Source organism: Paucilactobacillus salsurae (assembly GCF_054784995.1).
The window spans coordinates 165293-185775 of record NZ_BAAHWX010000002.1 but is presented as its reverse complement, the minus strand read 5'-3'; the positions used below and the strand labels follow the sequence as shown (position 1 = coordinate 185775).

Annotated in this window: 16 protein-coding genes; 5 read left to right on the top strand and 11 right to left on the bottom strand. The window is 37.1% G+C overall.

The window, feature by feature from the left end:
* Window positions 1-6 precede the first annotated feature (6 nt).
* Together ACYVQZ_RS02870 and ACYVQZ_RS02865 are read right to left on the bottom strand one after the other, a co-directional pair.
* Entirely contained in the window at window positions 7-807 is an 801-nt protein-coding gene (locus tag ACYVQZ_RS02870) for an ABC transporter permease (RefSeq protein WP_461239889.1), read from the bottom strand.
* A 14-nt stretch (window positions 808-821) separates the two neighbouring features.
* Window positions 822-1904 carry an ABC transporter ATP-binding protein gene (locus ACYVQZ_RS02865; protein ID WP_461239888.1) on the bottom strand — a complete coding sequence of 361 codons (1083 nt, stop codon included), beginning with the start codon at window positions 1902-1904 and terminating at the stop codon, window positions 822-824.
* Window positions 1905-2036: 132 nt separating this feature from the next.
* On the opposite strand from ACYVQZ_RS02865, the gene ACYVQZ_RS02860 reads away from it, so the two are divergent.
* Window positions 2037-4451 (top strand): Xaa-Pro dipeptidyl-peptidase, encoded by a 2415-nt coding sequence (locus tag ACYVQZ_RS02860; RefSeq protein WP_461239887.1) that lies wholly within the window; start codon window positions 2037-2039, stop codon window positions 4449-4451.
* Here ACYVQZ_RS02860 and ACYVQZ_RS02855 read toward each other — a convergent pair.
* Window positions 4426-5205, bottom strand: coding sequence for a biotin--[acetyl-CoA-carboxylase] ligase (locus ACYVQZ_RS02855; RefSeq protein ID WP_461239886.1), 780 nt, complete (start codon window positions 5203-5205; stop codon window positions 4426-4428). The two genes, ACYVQZ_RS02860 and ACYVQZ_RS02855, sit on opposite strands and share 26 nt — an antisense overlap.
* A gap of 135 nt (window positions 5206-5340) precedes the next feature.
* On the opposite strand from ACYVQZ_RS02855, the gene ACYVQZ_RS02850 reads away from it, so the two are divergent.
* Together ACYVQZ_RS02850 and ACYVQZ_RS02845 are read left to right on the top strand one after the other, a co-directional pair.
* Entirely contained in the window at window positions 5341-6252 is a 912-nt protein-coding gene (locus ACYVQZ_RS02850) for a proline-specific peptidase family protein (RefSeq protein ID WP_461239885.1), read from the top strand.
* Window positions 6253-6346: 94 nt separating this feature from the next.
* Entirely contained in the window at window positions 6347-6982 is a 636-nt protein-coding gene (locus ACYVQZ_RS02845; protein ID WP_461239884.1) for an HAD family hydrolase, read from the top strand.
* 24 nt (window positions 6983-7006) lie between these two features.
* On the opposite strand, the gene ACYVQZ_RS02840 is transcribed toward ACYVQZ_RS02845, so the two are convergent.
* Window positions 7007-8554: an ABC-F family ATP-binding cassette domain-containing protein gene (locus ACYVQZ_RS02840; RefSeq protein ID WP_461239883.1), complete on the bottom strand. Its 1548-nt coding sequence runs from the start codon at window positions 8552-8554 to the stop codon at window positions 7007-7009.
* 119 nt (window positions 8555-8673) lie between these two features.
* Here ACYVQZ_RS02840 and ACYVQZ_RS02835 point away from each other — a divergent pair, with 119 nt between their 5' ends.
* Window positions 8674-9051, top strand: coding sequence for a VOC family protein (locus ACYVQZ_RS02835; RefSeq protein WP_461239882.1), 378 nt, complete (start codon window positions 8674-8676; stop codon window positions 9049-9051).
* Window positions 9052-9400: 349 nt separating this feature from the next.
* Window positions 9401-11203 carry a threonine--tRNA ligase gene (gene thrS, locus ACYVQZ_RS02830; protein WP_461239881.1) on the top strand — a complete coding sequence of 601 codons (1803 nt, stop codon included), beginning with the start codon at window positions 9401-9403 and terminating at the stop codon, window positions 11201-11203.
* 106 nt (window positions 11204-11309) lie between these two features.
* On the opposite strand, the gene ACYVQZ_RS02825 is transcribed toward thrS, so the two are convergent.
* The 7 genes from ACYVQZ_RS02825 to ACYVQZ_RS02795 all read right to left on the bottom strand — a co-directional run bounded on the left by ACYVQZ_RS02825 (window position 11310) and on the right by ACYVQZ_RS02795 (window position 20237).
* Window positions 11310-12257, bottom strand: coding sequence for an L-threonine 3-dehydrogenase (locus tag ACYVQZ_RS02825; protein WP_461239880.1), 948 nt, complete (start codon window positions 12255-12257; stop codon window positions 11310-11312).
* 21 nt (window positions 12258-12278) lie between these two features.
* Window positions 12279-13466 carry a glycine C-acetyltransferase gene (locus ACYVQZ_RS02820; protein WP_461239879.1) on the bottom strand — a complete coding sequence of 396 codons (1188 nt, stop codon included), beginning with the start codon at window positions 13464-13466 and terminating at the stop codon, window positions 12279-12281.
* 245 nt (window positions 13467-13711) lie between these two features.
* A complete protein-coding gene (locus ACYVQZ_RS02815) occupies window positions 13712-15061 on the bottom strand; it encodes an APC family permease (protein WP_461239878.1) in 1350 nt (449 codons plus the stop codon).
* Window positions 15054-16364, bottom strand: a complete 1311-nt coding sequence (locus ACYVQZ_RS02810) for an amino acid permease (protein WP_461239877.1) — start codon at window positions 16362-16364, stop codon at window positions 15054-15056. The genes ACYVQZ_RS02815 and ACYVQZ_RS02810 overlap by 8 nt, the downstream gene beginning before the upstream one ends.
* A gap of 237 nt (window positions 16365-16601) precedes the next feature.
* Complete coding sequence (gene tdcB, locus ACYVQZ_RS02805) at window positions 16602-17639, bottom strand: bifunctional threonine ammonia-lyase/L-serine ammonia-lyase TdcB (protein WP_461239876.1); 1038 nt, start codon at window positions 17637-17639, stop codon at window positions 16602-16604.
* Between the two features lie 185 nt (window positions 17640-17824).
* Window positions 17825-18934: an alanine dehydrogenase gene (ald, locus tag ACYVQZ_RS02800; protein ID WP_461239875.1), complete on the bottom strand. Its 1110-nt coding sequence runs from the start codon at window positions 18932-18934 to the stop codon at window positions 17825-17827.
* Between the two features lie 310 nt (window positions 18935-19244).
* Complete coding sequence (locus ACYVQZ_RS02795) at window positions 19245-20237, bottom strand: ketopantoate reductase family protein (RefSeq protein ID WP_461239874.1); 993 nt, start codon at window positions 20235-20237, stop codon at window positions 19245-19247.
* Window positions 20238-20483 lie beyond the last annotated feature (246 nt).

Below are 20483 nucleotides of genomic sequence, written 5' to 3'. Positions count from 1 at the left end.
TTTTGTCTAACCTCCCTTTACTGGACGGTCTTCCGTTAAAAACATAACCATAAACATTGCTAAAATTAAAACAACGCCAATGGTTGAACCCATTCCCCAGTTTTGTGTTACCAAGAAGTGTTCTTCAATTGCTGTTCCTAATGTAATCACACGATTTCCGCCGATTAGTCTGGTAATCATAAATAAAGACAAGGATGGAATAAATACGGCTTGAATACCCGTTTTGACACCTGACAAAGTTAATGGCCAAACAATTTTATAAAATGTCTGCCAACTATTCGCACCTAGATCTTGGCCCGCGTTTATTAATGAAGGATTTAATTGTGCTAGTGAATTAAAAATCGGTAAAATCATAAAAGGAATTTCAATGTAGGTGGCCACAAAGATAAAACTCGCATCCGTAAACAAAATTTGTTTTGGCCCAATACCAATAAAAGTTAAAAAATGATTTACAGAACCATTTTGACTAAATAAGCCAATAAACGCATATGTTTTTAGCAAAAGATTAATCCAAGTCGGTAAAATTACTAAGAGCAACCAAAATTGCTTATTTTTTAATTTATTCAAAAAATATGCGGTTGGATAACTGACCAAGAGCGTAAACAGAGTAATAATTAATGCATACAAAATTGAATTTACTGTCATTTTTAAATAGACGGAATCGGTAAAAAAATTAGCATAATTTATCATTGAAAATTGACCACTAATATTAAAAAAAGATTGATAAAAAATCAGTCCCATTGGTGCAATCACGAACAACGCAATCCATAATATATAGGGCCCAAAATATACAATTTTTTTTGACATTTCACACCTCCATATTATTCATCATACGCATCTAATCTAGCGTCAAATGTTGCTTCATCCTCGTTAAAACGCATGACATGGATGTCTTCAGGATCAAACATCATACCAACCATTTTCCCAACCGAAGTTTTGTGAATTGAATTAATTTTCCACTCATGACCCGTTTCATCGTGTGCCATAATTTGATAATCAACACCTCGAAATAGTTGAGAATCTACAACCACATTCATTTTCCCTTTGTTAGCAGCCACAATATCCAAATCTTCGGGTCGAATCACCACTTCAACTGATTCATTCTTTTTCATTCCACCATCGACACATTCAAAGTCGTGACCGTCAAAATTCACTAAATAATCCGCTTTCATTTTTCCGGGAATAATATTACTCTCACCAATAAAATCAGCAACAAAATGATTGATAGGTTCATCGTAAATATCAACCGGTGTTCCAGATTGCAACACTGTGCCTTCGTTAATGACTAAAATTTGATCGCTCATTGCAAGCGCCTCTTCCTGATCATGTGTTATGAAAATAAATGTAATACCTAATCGCTGCTGTAACTGACGTAATTCAGTCTGCATTTGTTTACGCAGTTTGTAATCCAATGCAGAAAGCGGTTCATCTAGTAGCAGAACTTTTGGTTCATTTACAATTGCTCTAGCAATAGCCACTCGCTGTTTTTGACCCCCAGATAGTTCATCTATATCGCGATTCTCGTACCCTGACAGTCTGACAAGCCTCAAGGCTTGCTCCACTTTTTGTTTAATCTGCGATTTATCAATTTTTTTAATTTCCAACCCAAACGCGACATTTTGGCTAACATTTAAATGTGGAAAGAGTGAGTAGTCCTGAAACACTGTATTAACCTGTCGCTGATTTGCAGGTAGATTATTAATCACCTGTCCATCAAAAATAATGTTGCCATCCGTTACTTCTAAAAAACCGGCAATTAGTTTTAAAATCGTTGTTTTTCCACTACCGGAAGATCCTAATATTGTATAGAATTTACCTTCTTCAATTTCAAAATTTAAATTTTGTAAAATAACCGTATCACCAAAAACTTTACTAACATTTTGAAATTCAATAATACTTTTCAAATAAGTCACCTTCTATCGCAGTAATTTGTTATTGTGTGTTTTTTTCGAACTGTTAAACTTAACCTATTCTATTATACGCATAAGTATGATTCTTATAAACGACAAATTTAGGAGGAACATAAACATAACACTATGAAAATTAATCAATTTAGTCTTCAACCAACTTCTGTAGCGAAAATGATTGACGAGTTAATGACCGCCGCAATTCTGCCCTCTAATTACCAAACACTAAGCTTTAAAGAACTACTGAAGCAATTTTTACTTTGGTCTTTCCCAGAAACTAAGCCCCAGGATGAAATACTAACCAGTTTATTGATTTCAAAAAATGAGTCCGTAGCGCACTTCATTAATGGTAATGAGCCTTTTTCAACTAACAATTTTTATTTACTTGCGCTTCAACTTCTTGAATTCGATTATCCAACTGATTTTTCTCTTGAAAATCCTCTTAAAACGTACCAAGATTATCATTTAGCTTATTACAAATTTTCTTCATGGGGAACTTATGAACTTATTCAAGCGTGGTATTTACTGCTATGTACACATACCAAACATGGACTTTCACTAATTGACTCTTTATCAAGTAAGGGAGTTTTTAAAAATTTATATGACTTACCCGTGCCAAATAAACCAATTTTTTTTAACGGTAAATCTTTACCTGTTTATGATGAAACAAAGTTAATTCGTGAAGTCGTTTACGTAGAGACTTCTTTGGACACTGACAACGACGGCCGTGCTGATTTGCTACGAACCGAAATAATGCGACCAATTGACACTAGCAATGGGTTAAAAGTTCCGGTTATCTTTACAGCAAGTCCTTACAATCAAGGTACAAACGACACCTTAGGAGAGCACCTTACCCATCATGTTAATATTCCACTTCAACATAAAAAAGGTGTCTCAACTTCGTCCAACTATCAATTTAATTCAAATTTTAGCTATCAAAAAATTAACAGCATCGAAAAAACTACTAAAAGCAGCTTTAGTCATGAGAAATCCTATACTTTGAATGATTACTTTGCCGTTCGCGGTTATGCAATTATTTATGCTGCTGGCATTGGCACAAAAGACTCTGATGGTTTTCAAACATGTGGATCTCCAGAGCAAACTGCTGCAACAATTGCAATTATTGAGTGGCTGACTGGTAAGCGAAAAGCGTTCACCAATAAAACAGAGGGTATTGAAATTAAAGCATGGTGGTGTAACCAAAATGTAGCCATGACTGGTCGCTCTTATTTAGGCACCTTAGCAACTGCCGCTGCTACCAGTGGCATAGCAGGCCTTAAAGCAATTATTCCAGAAGCAGGAATTACTAGCTGGTACGATTATTACCGTGAAAATGGATTAGTAATGGCCCCGGGGGGCTTTCAAGGCGAAGACGCCGATGTTTTAGCTGCAGAGACCTTTAGCAAACAGCAAAATCTAGCCGATTATCAAAAATACGCGCAGCCTTTTAAGGCTTATTTAAAACAAATGCAACACGATATGGATCGAACAACAGGCGACTACAATACATTCTGGGATCAACGTAATTATCGTCATCAATTCAAAAATATCACGGCGGATGTTTTAATTGTGCACGGTTTAAACGATTGGAACGTAAAACCAAATCAAGCAAAGGCATTATATGATGCCTTGCAAGAATTACCTGTCACGACAAAATTAATTTTGCATCAAGGACAGCACATTTATATAAATGCGTTCCGTTCCATCGACTACACTGATATCATCAGTCTGTGGCTCGCCAACAAATTGTACAATGTGGCTAATCAAGCTGATCAAATTTTACCAAATGTGATTGTTCAAGCTAATAACCAATCCGAAACTTGGACACCGTATTCATCTTGGGAAGAAAAACAAGATCATAAGACGTTCTATCTGAAGCCATCGACACTTACAGAATCACAAAATTCAACCAACCAAGTCGCCACTTTTAATGATCACCTGTCCAATCAACAATTTAATCTTTTTTGTCAGCAGCCTGCAAAATGGCAACGGAGTCTGTTCATGGCTGATAATTCTCACCGGCTCTTATTCAAAACTGCTGAATTTACAGATGAAAAGTTACTACGCGGCACGCCACAGCTAACTCTGTCAATTGCTTCTTCCACTGATCACGGAATGGTAAGTGCTCAACTTGTTGACTTTGGTCGAGACAAACGTTTGAATCAATCACCAACATTGCTAGAAAAAAATGGCATTGCGCTAGGATATCATTGGCGCAAAGACGATCTTCGAGAATTTACAATGGCGCAAGTGTTCACAGACTACAAAGTAATTTCGTATGGCCACATTAACCTTCAAAATCGTCATGGCAGCGACCACATTGATCATTTAGAAAAGAATGAATTTGTTGACGTAACTTTTGATTTACAGCCAATCTTTCACACTTTCAATGAACACCACCAGTTAGGATTACTGATTTTTTCAACGGATTTTGCAATGAGCCTCCGTGGTAATGAAGATATTTCTTATCAGATTAATCTAGAAAAGTGTCACTTAACCCTGCCAACTTTCCAGTCAATCAACCCCGGTACGAACCAGAATTAAGATTTAATTTAGTAATTTCACCCATCCCTACCGAACGAATTTCTTGGTCAGTTTGGACGATCAATTGGCCAGCTGCATCGATGTCAATTGCCAGCCCACTAATTTCTTGTTTTCCAATTTTTAATGTGATTTGTTTATTTAACACTATATTTCTGCGCCGATATTCATCTAAATATTGTGGATTAGGTAAATCGGCGATCATTTCATAAATTGCTTGAATCAGTTGTGCGACCAAATAATTTGGATCCATAGCCAATTGATCAGTGATGAATCCCATTTTGTGGTCCAGCACACTGGGAATTTCGGTAGGTGTTAAATTAATGCCGATACCAATCACAATGGTTTCAATGCCGCTAGCATCAGCAACTGCCTCGGTTAAAATCCCTGCCACTTTACGATCATTTAAAATTAAGTCATTCACCCACTTGATCGCAATTGGTTGCGGTGCAATCTGATCTAAAATACGGGCAGTGACAACAGCCACTGCTGTGGTTAATTGGCCTACAGAAGCTAATTCTAGTTGTGGAATCATCAAACTCAAATAAAGGCCAGTTTGCTTTGGTGAAATAAATGGTCGCTGTTGGCGACCATAACCATGTGTTTGTTCACTGGCAACAACGGCTATTTTTTTATTGTGATTGTTTGGTGCAATCCGTTTTAAGTAGGCACTTGTCGAATCAATCTTTTCAAAAACTTGAATTTGTACAGTTGTGCCAACTAATTTTTGAATTATCTTTGCATTTAACTTTGTCACTTTTTATTCCTCAACCTGTTTTAATCTAATTTAACTAAGATTAACAAAAAAAATTAAATTTGAATATAGTTATCAAGCGTGTTTCAAGAGTATCTGTGGTAAAATAGACCCAATTTATCAGAAAAAGGTGATCAAATGAAACAAGGAACAACCATTTTAACCCTCGATAACGGTTATCATTTGTGGACGAACACCCAAGGCACTGGCGATATTCACTTGATTTGCCTACACGGTGGCCCTGGTGGTAATCATGAATACTGGGAAAATTTTGCCCAAGAATTAAAAAAACAAGGTCTTGACGTCACAGTTCATATGTATGACCAATTAGGCTCATTTTATTCAGATCAACCAGACTATTCTGACCCTGAAATTGCTAAGAAATATCTCACCTACGATTACTTCTTAGATGAAGTTGAAGAAGTTCGTCAAAAACTTGGACTTGACCATTTTTATTTAATTGGCCAAAGCTGGGGCGGCGCATTAGTTCAGATGTATGCTTTGAAGTATGGCGAACATCTTAAAGGGGCCATTATCTCCTCAATGGTCGATAATATTGATGAATATGTCGTTAATATTAACAAGGTTCGTGAAGAAGCCCTTCCGGCAGATGCCGTTGCTTACATGAAAGAATGCGAAGCAAAGAATGATTATGACAATGACAAATACCAAGAATACGTCGATGTTTTAAATCGTGGCTATGTTGACCGCAAACAGCCACCTGCAATTTCACACCTGATTAGTACAATGGCAACACCTGTTTACAATGCCTTCCAAGGTGACAATGAGTTTGTGATCACTGGGAAGCTGAAGGAATGGGACGTTCGTGATCAAATTCATAACATCACGATGCCAACTCTAATTACGTTTGGTGAACATGAAACAATGCCAATTGCAACCGCTAAACGAATGGCAAAAGAAATTCCACATGCTCGTCTCGTTACTACACCAAATGGTGGTCATCATCATATGATTGATAATGCACCGGTTTATTTTGACCATTTAGCCCAATTCTTACGAGATGTCGAATCAGGTAACTTTAACGAATAGTTTTAAAAATAGTAAACATGTCACCATTAATGACACTGTTTACTATTTTTTTGGTATGATAACAGTAATTTAAAAGTAAGAGAGAAGTTTACCGATGATGAAAAATTTTATTTTTGATATTGATGGCACCCTCATTGATACCATCAAAATGTACATCCCCGCCATGCAAGAAGTTTTAGCTCAGCATGGCTATAATCGCTCTTATAGCGAGTTAACTGGATACTTTGGTATTCCTGCAAAGGAAGCTTTGGAAGGCGCTAGGGTCAAGTCTGATGAGTTTCAGACAATTATTGATGAATGGTTTAAGATTGCTTATTCGCGTGCTGATCAAGTCACCATTTTTGCTGGTATTGAAGAGACGCTTAGTAAATTAAACAAGATGCCAGACGTCAATTTAGCGATTGTTACTTCAAAATCACTGGCTGAATATCAACAAGAATTTAAAAAAAGATATCCACCGATTGCTAACTATTTTCATACAGTGATCACGGCTGACGACACCACCAGCCATAAACCAAACCCTGAACCAATTCTGACAGCACTCCAAAAAGGCGCTTTTGCACCAGAAAACACGATGTACATTGGCGATACAATCCATGATTTACAAGCTGCTCACGGTGCCAAAATTAAATTTGGGGCTGCTATTTGGGGAAGTGCTCAACCTGAAAACTTAAAGCAAGCTGATTTTCAACTGACTCGGCCCGCTGAACTGCTAAACTTAGTGCATTAAAAAAGTCGACCGGCAGGTCGACTTTTATTTTTTCTTCATACTTAAATTTTCAACGTTGAGTATTTTATCAACCCAACCTTGATAAAAACTCTCCTCATGGCTGACAAGAATTAAGTTGCCCGGGAACTGTTGTAAAGCGTGTTTCAAGCCATCTTTTGTTTCATCGTCCAAATGGTTCGTTGGTTCGTCCATCACCAAAACGTTACATGGCGTTAATTCCAAAATGGCCAGTTTTACTTTGGTTTGTTCGCCACCTGATAATAGATTCATCGGTTTCATTGTATTGGCTGCATTAATACCTGCACGCGCTAGTCTGGTACGAATTGTTTTCGGTAACATCGTCGGAAACAAATTTTGAATCGTTTGCAATGGTGTGAGTGAATCATCATCCCAGTCCAAATCCTGATCAAAATAATTAACACGTGCTGATGGTGAAAACTTAGCCTGGCCACTTTTGGCCGGAATTTTACCGAGGATAGATTTAATCAGTGTTGATTTACCGACACCATTAAATCCTTTAAAAATCAGTTTTTCACCCATTGTCATGCTAAAAGTGACGGGCTTTAACAATGGTCGATTGTAGCCAACTGATAATTCATCAACCGCTAACGCATTTTGCGAACCAGTATCTTCATATGGAAAATTGAAGCTAGCTTTTAAATTATCTTCGGGTGGATCAATTTTGGTCATCCGTGCTAACATTTTTTCCCGCGACTTAGCCATTGTGGCTTTTGAGCCAGCCTTATTTTTAGCAATAAAGCGTTGCGCTTTTTCAATTTCCACTTGTTGCTTTTCATATTCGCGCATTTGTGTTTCTTTGCGTTCTTCTTTTTGTTTCATGGCTGCTTTGAAACTGCCGCGATACTTGGTAATTTTCCCAAATGAAACATCACAAATTGAATTCGTAACCCGCTCCAAAAAATCATAATCATGGGAAATAACAATTGCTGCACCATCAAACTCATTTAAATAACCAATTAGCCATTCAATATGACTCGTATCAAGATAGTTAGTTGGTTCATCTAGTAAGATGACATCAGGATTTTCAAGTAATAACTTGGCTAGAATAATCTTTGATCGTTGACCACCACTCATTTCAGAAACTTCATGATCACGACCAATTGAATCCAAGCCTAATCCGGTAATAACACGATCAATTTCGGTTTCAACATCATAAAATCCACGAGACTCTAATTGTTCTTGATAACGGCCAGCTTTTTCCAGTAATTGGTCGTCCATTGAAGTTGCGTAGTCGTCGTAACATTGATTCATCAAATCATTAATCTTATACAAATCAGCATAGGCAGTATGCAAAAAATCAATCAAGGTCATGTGTTCAGGAATATCTGCGTATTGATCCAAATAGCCAATCCGAATGTTATTTTGCCATTTAATGGATCCTTCCACGGGTAAAATAGTACCGGTCAAAATTTTGATCAAGGTACTTTTCCCAGCGCCATTTTGCCCAACAATACCCATATGTTCATGTTGGTTCAACTGAAAACTGGCGTCTTCATATAATTTTTTATCGGCAAAACTCATCGTTAAGCCGCTTACATCTAATAAACTCATTTTAATACTTCTTCCTTTTCACGAACAAAACTGCAATGGTAATACCGTATCATACCTTGAAATAAAGAGTCAATTTGTATGCTATAATTATCGCTGATTTGAAAAAAAGGACGGATACTATGAAAATTAGAGATATTGATCATATTACGCTAACGGTTAGTGATATTGCACGCAGTTTGCGCTTTTATCACGAAGTTTTTGATATGCCAATTATTGAAACTGCAGACGGTCGTCAGACGGTATTATGTGGCAAACAAGCGATTAAATTTCAAGTAAAAGAAAATCCTCATTTACCAATCGCTCAAAATCCCACAATTGGAGCAGCAGATTTTTGCATCATTGTTAAAGACCCGCTAGAAGATGTTATCAATCATTTGGAGAGTTGTTACGTTACTATCGTTGAAGGTCCTGTTGAACGCTCAGGTGCCCATGGAAAAATGAAATCTGTTTATGTTTACGATCCCGATAAAAACTTAATTGAAATTTCTGTTTATTAAATTAAAATTAAAAAAAAATGAAAAAGTGGTTGACTTTTTGAAATTGCCTTGTTAATATCATGTTAATCAAAAGACAAGTTAATGATTCAGCAAGTCAGGGATATTAGGTCAAGACTGGAAATCTAATAATATTGTTTGTTTCATTAATACCACTTTTGAGTAAGTTTTCCGAAATAAGGAAAACCGGATTGCATCCGTTATAGGCTATAAGAGTCAAACGCTAACCATTCTAGATAATTAGCGTTTGTGAACATGGGTGGAACCACGTTATAAATTATAAAACTAACGTCCCTAGCATTTCGATGAAATGCTAGGGACTTTTTTATTTTCATTAGAAGGAGTGAATGTTATGTCACAAATTAATATTTTAGAAAAAAATGGGTCGATTAAAAGTGTTGAAGAAAGTTCACAAGAAGGTTTAAATGCATTACGACTATCTGTCGCATTACTATTAGCAGCGGCATTGAACAAAAGTTTTGCAGGAATTCGTTTGGGCGAAATCGTTGCCGACGAAAATGGTTTTTACGTTGATTCTGATAAAGATGAAAGCCAAGTTTCCGCTGACGAGTTGGAGGATCTTGAATCAAAAATTAATGACTTTATTGAAAATAACGTTGAATTAAAACCAATTTCTGTTGCGCTGAGCGATGCATTGGCTGCAGCTCAAAAAGATAAGTTTCAACAAGAACTTTTGCAAGATGCTGCCGAAAACAATCAAGTATCAATGTTTCAAATTGGTGATTTTAAGGCACTTGCTGATGGCAAAGTCTTGGCGGACTTAGCAAATGTTAAAAACTTTAAACTCTTATCTGTTGCTGGCGCATATTGGAAATCAATGTCGTCCAACCCAATGCTTCAACGTATTTATGGTTCCGCATTCTTCAATGCTGAAGATCTACAAAATGATTTAAAAGCACGAAAAGAAGCTCGTGAACGTGATCATCGTGTTATTGGTAACGATCTAGATTTATTCTTTGTTGATCCTAAAGTCGGTGCTGGCCTGCCATACTGGATGCCAAAAGGGTCAACCATCCGTCGCGTTATTGAAAGATACATCATTGATAAAGAAGTAGCTAACGGCTATAAACATGTTTACACTCCCGTATTAATGAACTTAGATGTTTATAAAACTTCTGGGCATTGGCAACATTATCGAGAGGACATGTTCCCACCTATGGACATGGGCGATGGCGAACAACTTGAATTGCGACCAATGAACTGTCCAAGCCACATTCAAATTTATAACCATCATATTCGTTCCTATCGTGAACTGCCGTTACGAATCGCCGAATTAGGTATGATGCATCGATATGAAAAATCTGGCGCTCTCTCGGGATTACAACGTGTTCGTGAAATGACATTGAATGATGGTCACACATTTGTTGCTCCAGACCAAATTTTGGATGAATTTAAGAGTATCTTGAAATTAATGATTGAAGTTTATCATGATTTTAATATTGATGATTATAGTTTCCGCTTGAGCTACCGTGATCCGGAAAATACAGATAAATACTTTGATGATGATGAAATGTGGAACAGTGCTCAAACTATGTTAAAACAAGCCATGGATGATATGGGCTTAGATTATTATGAAGCAGAAGGTGAAGCTGCCTTCTACGGTCCTAAATTGGATGTTCAAACAAAGACTGCTGCAGGCAACGATGAAACACTCTCAACCATTCAATTGGATTTCATGCTGCCAAAGCAATTTGATCTTCATTACGTCGGTGAAGATGGTGAACAACATCGTCCAATTATGATTCACCGTGGACTTGTTTCAACAATGGAACGATTTACAGCCTATCTAACAGAAATGTACAAAGGTGCTTTTCCAACTTGGCTTTCACCTATTCAAGTTAAAATTATCCCTGTGAAAGAAGAATTGCATGCTCAATACGCTGATCAACTAAACAAAGAATTATCCGCTGCAGGTATCCGCGTTAGCGTTGATCACCGTAACGAAAAAATGGGCTATAAAATTCGTGAAGCTCAGACACAAAAAGTACCCTACACTTTAGTTGTTGGAGATAACGAAGTCGCTGATAAACTAGTTTCAGTCCGCAAATATGGCGAAGAGCAACAAGCCACTGAATCAAAACAAGACTTTCTAGAAGCAATATTAAGTGATCTTGCAAGTTACTCACGAGAATAACTGTTTTAAAAGTACTTTCGATTTCAAATAACATAAAACTCACTCCTAAATGAAAATGGGCTTGCATAAGCAGGCCCATTTTCATTTGAATACAATTTAATACTCTTTAAATGCGATCTTTCAATTTATCTAACATATCGGCAGTCATTTTATCTAAATCATAGCTAGGCGAGAAATCCCACTCTGACTTAGCGGCCGAGGCATCAATCGAGTTTGGCCATGAGTCTGCAATTTTTTGACGTGCTGGATCAACATCGTAATCCATATCGAAATCAGGCATTACTTTTTGAATCGATTTCTTAATGTCTTCTGGTTCGAATGACATTGCCGTAATATTGAACGAATTGCGGTGTACTAAACGACTTGGATCGGCATTTAACAATTTAACCACAGCGTCGATAGCATCTGGCATATACATCATGTCCATATATGTGCCTTCTTTAATAAAACTAGTGTAATGTTTCTTCCGCAATGCCTCGTAATAAATATCGACAGCATAGTCAGTCGTCCCTCCACCAGGAAGTGTCTTGTATGAAATCAGCCCTGGGAATCGAACACTTCTCGTATCAACACCGAACTTCGTGTAGTAATAGTCTTCTAGTAGTTCTCCAGCAACTTTTGTTACACCGTACATTGTCGTAGGGCGCATAATCGTGTCTTGTGGTGTATTATCCTTAGGTGTATTTGGTCCAAATGCACCAATTGAACTAGGTGCAAAGAACATCGAATTAGTAATTCTAGCAGTTTCTAGGGCATTGTATAGTCCCGTCATGTTCAAATTCCAAGCAAGTTGTGGCTTTTGTTCTGCCACAGCAGAGAGGAGTGCTGCAAGATGAATCACCGTATCAACGTTGTTTTCTTTGGCAATTTCCAACATCTTGTCACCATCATTGACGTCTAAGATTTCAAAATGGCCACCTTCAACAGTTGGATTACCTTCAGGTTTGCGAATATCAGTTGCAATCACATTGTCTTGTCCCAGATCCTTGCGTAGTCTTTCTGCCAATTCTGATCCAATTTGTCCTAATGATCCTGTAATTAATACTTTTTTCATAATGTTCATCTCCCCTGTATTTTATAAATAGTTCAATTCGTGGCCAACTTCTTCATACGTTTTAATTGCTTGATCCAACATTTCTTTTGTATGTGTTCTGATTGGCATGTTTCGAATTCGTCCAGTTCCTAATGGTACTGTTGGATAAACAATTGGTTTAGCATAAACACCTTTTTCAATTAATTTCTTTGAAAATTCTTGTGTCTTAGCTTCGTCACCTATAATTACTGGACTAATTGGTGTTTCTGATTTTCCTATATCAAAGCCTAAACCACTTAATTTTTCTTTGAAGTAACGTGCGTTATCCCAAAGTTGTTCAACGTACTCAGGCTTCTCCATAATTTCGGTTAAGGCCTCAATGATTGCAGCCGCTGAACCAGGTGTTAATGATGTTGAAAATAGGAACGGACGACTACGTGCTTTCAACCAGTCAATTAATTTTTGTTTACCTGCAACGTAACCACCCACAACACCAACGGCTTTGGATAAGGTACCCATTTGAAAATCAATTTTATCTTGAAGTCCAAATGATTTAACAGTTCCTTTACCTTCACCCATCACACCAGAACCATGTGCGTCATCAACGTAAGTAATCAAATTATACTTATCTGCAATTTCAACTACTGATGGTAAATCTTGAACATCACCATCCATGGAGAAGACACCGTCCGTGATATACATGACTTTATTATATAGTCCGCTTTCGGTTGCCTCCTTTGCTTTTGCTTCTAAGTCTTGCATATCTTTATGTTTAACTCGAATGATTTTTGCTCCAGATAGGCGAGAACCATCGATGATGGAAGCATGATTTAATTCATCAGACAAGATGGCGTCATGCTTGTCCATTACTGCTGAGATGGCACCCATGTTAGCATTAAAACCGGATTGATATGCTAATGCTGCTTCTGTTCCCTTAAATTCAGCAATCTTTTTTTCAAGTTGATCGTGAATTTGCAGCGTCCCATTAATGGGACGGACAGCACCAGCACCAACCCCCCACTCTTTCGTTGCATCAATGCTTGCATCAATTAACTCTTGCTTGTCAGCAAAACCTAGGTAGTTATTTGATGCTAGGTTAATCAGGTTTTTCCCGTTTACTTCGATAACAGGTCCATTGGGTTTTTCCAAAGTATCGATGGTATTCAATAACCCTTTGGATTGTAAATCCGTTAAATTAGTTTCTAAAAACTTATCTAATGAGCTTGCCATTTTTTGACCTCCTTAAAACCATTGCAACAACTTTTCAACTAAAACTATATCATGGAAATGTAACCGCTTACAAGCAATATGAATGAAATTATAGTTACTTAGTGAAATTGTTATGGCCGCGATGCTTACCGTTATCATTGATACACAGCGTTTTTAAAACGTTTTCTTCACAAAAAAAAGACTAGAAAGAATTTGTCTTTCTAGTCTGAATTTGAGCTTGAAATCATCAAATTAATTAATCATTTCTAATCAAATTTGTATTTGTTTTTGAGGTAGAAATAGAATGGAATTCCAATTGCTGTTAATACAATTCCAATACCAGCAAGCATAAATTGTGTGAACAGTGTATTGATAACAATGAATAATCCACCCAACAAAGCAACAATCGGAATTACTGGATATGCAGGAACCTTATAAGGACGAACCAATTCAGGTTCCTTCTTTCTCAAAATCATCACAGCTGCAAAAGCCATGCAATAGAATAACCAAATAACGAATACAAGCATGTTAGTAATAGCATCAAATGCGTTTGTTAACATCATAATTGCTGCAATTACTAATTGGAAAATTCCACTGAACCAAGGAACTTTACTCTTTGCAGTTAATGCACCAAATAAATTACTAAATGGCAATTTATGCTCTTCAGCCATAGCAAGAGGAATTCTCATCCCAGTCATGGTATACCCGTTAATCGTTCCATAAACAGAAATCAAAATACCAATCGTAACTATTTTACCACCTAGCCCACCAAATAAAACTTTTGATGCGTCAGAAGCAACATTTAAATTACCAATAACGGCGTTGTGTGCACCTGCTAATGGCAAAATCATTAAGAACACAGCGTTAACGATTAAATAAACAACCATGATCAAACCAATACCAAGTGAGATTGCTTTTGGTAAATCTTTACTTGGATTCTTCATTTCACCAGCAATATTACCAACATGAATCCAACCATCATAGGCAAACATTGTTGCAAGTAATCCTTGTCCTAAACCTGTCCATAAACCAATGTGTTGACCTGGTTTAACTGGAAATAGTGAGAAATCAACACCATTTGAGCCACCATGCATTAATCCAACAATCACAATTAAAGCAAGTGGAATCAACTTGATAACCAATGTGATTGATTGCAAATAACCGGCTGCTTTGGCACCCAAGAAGTTGATAAGGGTTACTGTAGTAGCACAAACAATGGCAATTGGAACAACCGTTCCTGTACTTAATCCAAATAAATTGGCTACTTGTGTTCCGAAAATAATTGCTAAAGCGGCTACGTTAGCAGGGAAATAAATAATAGCTTGTGCCCAACCTGCAAGGAATCCCCAGAAGCCACCATAGGTGTGTTGTAAATATTTCGTTAATCCACCTGTTTCTGGAATTGCAGCAGCTAATTCAGCCCCTGTTAATCCAGCACAGATACTAATTAACCCACCAATAAACCAGGCCATCATGGCTAAACTGGTTGATCCTGTCACTTGTGCAACGTTTGAAGCTTTAAAGAAGACACCGGCACCAATAACGGTTCCCATAACTGTCGCCAAGGCAGGGAAAAAGCCGAGGGTCTTTTTTAATTGATTTTCTTGGTCATTCATTGTTTTGCCTCCCTTTTTTTACTTTGAAATAGTAAATTGAAATTAAAGCTAAATACCAAATAACTGCAAGAACTATTGAAGTTAGCATGTTGCTGTCAAACATTAAAACAATGAGTACGAATACGAAAAATATAATCGTTAAAATATCAGTAAATGGATACCCTGGCATCGGAAAAATTAACTTATCCACATTTTTTACGGTTCGGCGATAGAGTATATGACATATAATTAAAACTACCCAAATAAAGATAAAGTTAACAGTCGCCATTCCGGAAATTAACTTAAAAACACCGTTTGGAATAAAATAATTCAGAGCCACAACAATTAACAAAACTAATGATGAGAAATTCAGTGCGACATTTGGTACTAAATTACGTCCAATTTTTTTGAATCCTTTTGGTGCATTGCCACCTTTTGCCATTGCATATAAAGTACGACTGGTACTAAAAATCGCACTATTACATGCTGACATTGCTGCGGTCAACACAACAAAATTAACTATTCCAGCAGCAGCCGGAATTCCAACATCACTAAATACTGTAACAAAAGGGCTTTGAGATGGTGACAGTGAATCCCAAGGATAAATACTCATGATGACAATCATCGATCCAATATAAAACAACCCAATTCGAACTGGTAACGAATGAATGGCTTTTGGAAGATTTTCTTCGGGGTCTTGTGTTTCACCCGCAGTAATTCCAACCATTTCGATTCCGGCAAAAGCAAATAATACCATTTGGAATGACGTCAAAAATCCATTTATTTTTGTCGGGAAAAAGCCACCATGTGATACCAAATTACTTAAGCTAGCTGTGCCAGCGTTACTTTGATATCCTACAAGAATCATGTAGCCACCAATCACAATCAACGCGATAATTGCTACAACCTTAACAAACGCAAACCACGATTCCATTTCACCAAAGAGCCGAACACTTGCCATATTGCTAATCAGTAAGACAACAATGATGATAAGCGGTGTGGCCCATTGTGGGAAATGGGGGAACCAATACTTTACATATATTCCAGAAGCAGTCAAATCAGCCATTGCAATGTTGATCCAGCAAAGCCAATAAGTCCATCCAGTAACAAACTCAAACTCGTCACCTAGATATCTCTTTACAAAATCAATAAACGAATGAAGTTTTGTATCAGAAAGTAACAAATCTCCAATTGCGCGCATCAAAAAGTAACAAAATACTCCAGCAACAGCGTAAGCTAGAATTATTGAAGGACCGGACTCGTGAATTGCAGTACCAGAACCTAGGAACAAACCAGTTCCTATGGCACCACCAATTGCTATCATCTGTATATGTCTACTCTTCAAAGATCTGGAGAGTTCGGGGTCGGGACCATCCTTCATCAGTACATTACCTCAATTCTACTAAATTTTAACAAAAGCCCCATCGCACAAACAATGTCATGTTAGGGGCTAGCAATGATCTTAATTATTCAGATTATTAAATTGTATTTTTTTCAATTAAATCAAAATAATTAGTCTCACCAAATTTTAATAGTTAACATTTTAACATGTTATTTCAATTTAGCCAATACCTTTTTCAGTTCCAACTGGAGCTAAGAAGTGGTCAATGATCTTTGAAACACGTTGTAAGTCAACGTTACCACCTGAAACAAGGGCAACAGTCTTCTTACCTTCGAGCCATTTCTTATCAATTTTTCCTGATTCGATAGCAGCTGTTGGTAATGCACCAGCACCTTCAACACAAATCTTAGTACGTTGCATAAGGTCTTTCATTGCTAATGCGATCTCGTCTTCATTTACCAAGACAATTTCGTCAACCAAGTTTTGAACAATAGGGAATGTCAAATCACCTGGAGTTGAAACATCAGTTCCATCAGCTAATGTAAAGTCATCATGATGGAATGTAATTTTACCTGCTTCAACTGAAGCTTCCATTCCATGAACGTTTTCTGATTGAACACCAATTACGTGAATTGATGGGTTGAATGACTTAACTGCAGTAGCAATACCAGAAATCATTCCACCACCACCAACAGGTACGATAACTGTATCAACATCCCAAAGATCATCTAAAATTTCAAGACCAATGGTACCTTGTCCAGCAATAACATATTTGTCATTAAATGGATCACAAACTGTTAGTCCTTCTTTTTCAGCACGTTCAAACATCCAAGCATGTGCATCATCAAATGTTGCACCGTGAATGTCAACTTCCGCACCATATCCACGCGTTGCATCACGTTTCATTTGAGGTGCTTCATCTGGCATAACAATCGTAGCATTAATTCCTAAAAGTTTTGAAGTTAAGGCGACACCTTGAGCATGGTTACCCGCTGAGGCTGCGATAACACCACGCTTCTTTTCTTCATCACTTAAATGGTTAATTTTGTTGTTGGCACCACGGAATTTGAATGATCCAGTTAATTGCATGTTTTCAAGCTTCAAATAAACATCGCCTTTAGCAACGTTTCTTGAAAGGAACATTGATTGAATCAATGGTGTACGACGTGCATATTTACTAATAATACTTTTTGCTTCTTCAATATCTTTAATATCACAAATATCGGCTGTTTTGGCTACAATACTATTCATTGGCATAATAGTGTTACTCCTTTGTGTATACTTTAATTTGTAAAGTATTTTTGTTCACTAAACCGTGTAATATCTAATCATTCTCATGTATTAGTTTTCACAATACTTTCGAAAATTATAATAGATTTAAATCTTCATCTAAATCTATTACAATCATTTTTCAACAGAGCAAAGTAAATTCTAATTAAAAATTAAATGTTTAATTCTTCATATGGTAAGTCTAATGATTTACCTAAACCTTCATTGGTAATCGTACCTTTATAAAGGTTAACACCTGTTCCTAATGCTGGATCTGCTTTAACTGCGCCTTCAAGGCCTTTGTCAGCAATTTCCAACAAGTACTTCAGGTTTCCAGCTGCAAGTGCCATCGTAGCTGTCCGTGGAACGGCACCTGGTTGGTTAGGAACAGCATAGTGAACAACACCATCTTTGACAAATACTGGATCATCAATGGTTGTTGGGTGATCAATTGTTTCAACCGTTCCACCTTGGTCGATGGCGATATCAACAATTACACTACCTGGCTTCATTGATTTAACCATGTATTCTTTAACAAGCTTTGGTGGTTTGCTCCCAGGAATAAGAATTGTTGAAACAAACAAATCAGCATCTTTGATTTCTTTTGCTAGGTTTTCTTCGTTTGATTTAACAACACGAACTTTTTGACCTGCAAATTCAGATTCAAGTTGCTTGATGCGATCATCGTTTAATTCGATAATTACAACTGAGCATCCTAATCCAAGTGCCATTTCTGCGGCATTGGTAGCTGCATTACCACCACCGAAGATAACAACGTTTCCTGGTGTAATACCTGGAACATCGATTCCTGGAAGTAAGATTCCTTCACCTTGATGTTGAGCTTCCAAGTAGTAAGCACCCATAATCACAGAACGTCGACCTGCGATGGCACTCATTGGAGCTAACAATTCAAGTTTTCCATCATTAACAATTGTTTCACCACCGATAGCGGTAGTTCCAGCCTTCATCATTGCTTCAACAGTTGGTTTTGATGAAGCTAAATGTTGAAAGCCCCAAACAATTTTACCTTCAGAGAAATACTTGTATTCTTCTGCATCTGGTTCCTTAACCTTAATGATTAAGTCAGCTTTCCAGCCTTCTTCATGACTGACAATCTTACCACCGGCATCTTCAAACTCAGCATCTGGGAACCCGGCACCTACACCGGCATTCTTTTCAACTAAGACTTCGTTACCAGCTTCTACCATCTTGCGAACATTTTCTGGAGTAGCCGCTACACGACCTTCTCCTTCTTTTTGTTCTTTGATAACTGCGATCTTCATTCCAACACTCCCTTTAGAATTACTATTTGACGTCGACATAATGATAGCGCTTTCCAAAAAATGTGTCAACGATTTTGTGAAAAAATGCATCAACTTTTTTATGAGATTTTTCTCATTTTTTCATTAATTTTTTTATTACTTATTATTTAAAAGTTTCTTAGAGCCCCAAGGAATAGCAACTTTACCGTTTTTAAGTTCGTGAAATGAGTATTAAACTTATAATTGCAGAAATGCTTAAAAAATCACAAACCGCTAAGGAAAAAAATTGATTTTTACCATTTTATCGGTAAAAATCAATTTTTTTATTTTTTTATTCAGTTATCTCAACTTTGTTCGATTCTTCAACTTTAAACCGATCTTTAAATTGTCTCATTTGTTCAGCTAAGTGAACTTCATCCACAACAAACTCGTGGGTTCTGCAGACATAGTCATGTTCTCGACCAATTTTTGCAATATAACCATTAATGTAGTCAACTTCAGTTGGACGATTCTTTGAGAAATCTTGATACATTGATGGATAGTGGTAAGCATAGGCATGACTAACCGTTTCAACTGAATCAATTTCTTCTTGTCTAGTTTCAACTAACTTAATGCCAGCACGTTCACAGGCGTCGTAGGCTTCATTGAACATTTGGGTGGCCATCTTACGAACACCAGGATATTCAATAAATTGACCCATTTGAATCTCGAACATCGTGCATAATGTGTTAACAACAGCGTTGAAAACAACTTTTGACATCATGGTGCCCATGAAGTTTTGTGTGACTACTGGTCCTAAGCCGGCATTTTTAAAATCTGTTTCAATCGCGTTGGTATAGTTGTTAACTTCTTCATTATAATTGCAAACATGCATGACTTCAGTTCCTGTGGCACCCATGAAATCAACATCACCAGGGCCGTTGAAAACGGTCGCAATCATTGCAGTTCCACCGATAATTTTATCTTCTGGAAAGTATTTTTTAATGACATCAAAGTGGCCCATTCCATTCATAGCTGAAAATGCGATTTGATGATCTTTAAAAATTGGTGCGCAACGTTTCATGACATCTTCTAATTGCATTTGCTTAACAAAAATAATCCAAGCATCTGGATCACCTTTGTAATCTTCTGGGTAATAAACATTGACCGGTACGATATGTTTATTTTCGTGATCACGAGCAACGTAAACGCCACCTTGTTCGTGAATCTTTTCAACATTAGGTTCCCAAGTATCAATAAAATCGACTTCGCAACCTGCATTTTCTTGAATCATAACTCCGAAACGAACACCCATTGCACCTGCACCAATTACACCGTATTTCATTTATATCATCCTTTCAAAAACCAATTATTATTTTTTCTACACTGTCATCTTTAAAAGCTTCGTAAGGACGATAAATGCGGCCAGCTCACGTTCGTAGTTCTAAAATTTTCATATGTCATTTCAATCATCCTTCCTTTTCTATGTAACAAAATTATGTGTTGTGAGTCGTTTAGTTCTATGTTTATTTTAATTTGATGAAAGAAAAAGCGTCCCAATTAGTCTTAATGACCAATTGGGACGCTTTTT

Bases quoted from the DNA above. Each gene is read 5' to 3' on its own strand.
- ACYVQZ_RS02840 (WP_461239883.1), bottom strand. From the start codon at position 8,554: ATGAGTTTATTAGATGTAAGCGGCTTAACGATGAGTTTTGCCGATAAA.
- ACYVQZ_RS02810 (WP_461239877.1), bottom strand. From the start codon at position 16,364: ATGATAGCAATTGGTGGTGCCATAGGAACTGGTTTGTTCCTAGGTTCT.
- thrS (WP_461239881.1), top strand. From the start codon at position 9,401: ATGTCACAAATTAATATTTTAGAAAAAAATGGGTCGATTAAAAGTGTT.
- ACYVQZ_RS02795 (WP_461239874.1), bottom strand. From the start codon at position 20,237: ATGAAATACGGTGTAATTGGTGCAGGTGCAATGGGTGTTCGTTTCGGA.
- ACYVQZ_RS02815 (WP_461239878.1), bottom strand. From the start codon at position 15,061: ATGAATGACCAAGAAAATCAATTAAAAAAGACCCTCGGCTTTTTCCCT.
- ald (WP_461239875.1), bottom strand. From the start codon at position 18,934: ATGAAGATCGCAGTTATCAAAGAACAAAAAGAAGGAGAAGGTCGTGTA.
- ACYVQZ_RS02825 (WP_461239880.1), bottom strand. From the start codon at position 12,257: ATGAAAAAAGTATTAATTACAGGATCATTAGGACAAATTGGATCAGAA.
- ACYVQZ_RS02850 (WP_461239885.1), top strand. From the start codon at position 5,341: ATGAAACAAGGAACAACCATTTTAACCCTCGATAACGGTTATCATTTG.
- ACYVQZ_RS02820 (WP_461239879.1), bottom strand. From the start codon at position 13,466: ATGGCAAGCTCATTAGATAAGTTTTTAGAAACTAATTTAACGGATTTA.
- ACYVQZ_RS02870 (WP_461239889.1), bottom strand. From the start codon at position 807: ATGTCAAAAAAAATTGTATATTTTGGGCCCTATATATTATGGATTGCG.
- tdcB (WP_461239876.1), bottom strand. From the start codon at position 17,639: ATGCCAATGAATAGTATTGTAGCCAAAACAGCCGATATTTGTGATATT.
- ACYVQZ_RS02835 (WP_461239882.1), top strand. From the start codon at position 8,674: ATGAAAATTAGAGATATTGATCATATTACGCTAACGGTTAGTGATATT.
- ACYVQZ_RS02845 (WP_461239884.1), top strand. From the start codon at position 6,347: ATGATGAAAAATTTTATTTTTGATATTGATGGCACCCTCATTGATACC.
- ACYVQZ_RS02860 (WP_461239887.1), top strand. From the start codon at position 2,037: ATGAAAATTAATCAATTTAGTCTTCAACCAACTTCTGTAGCGAAAATG.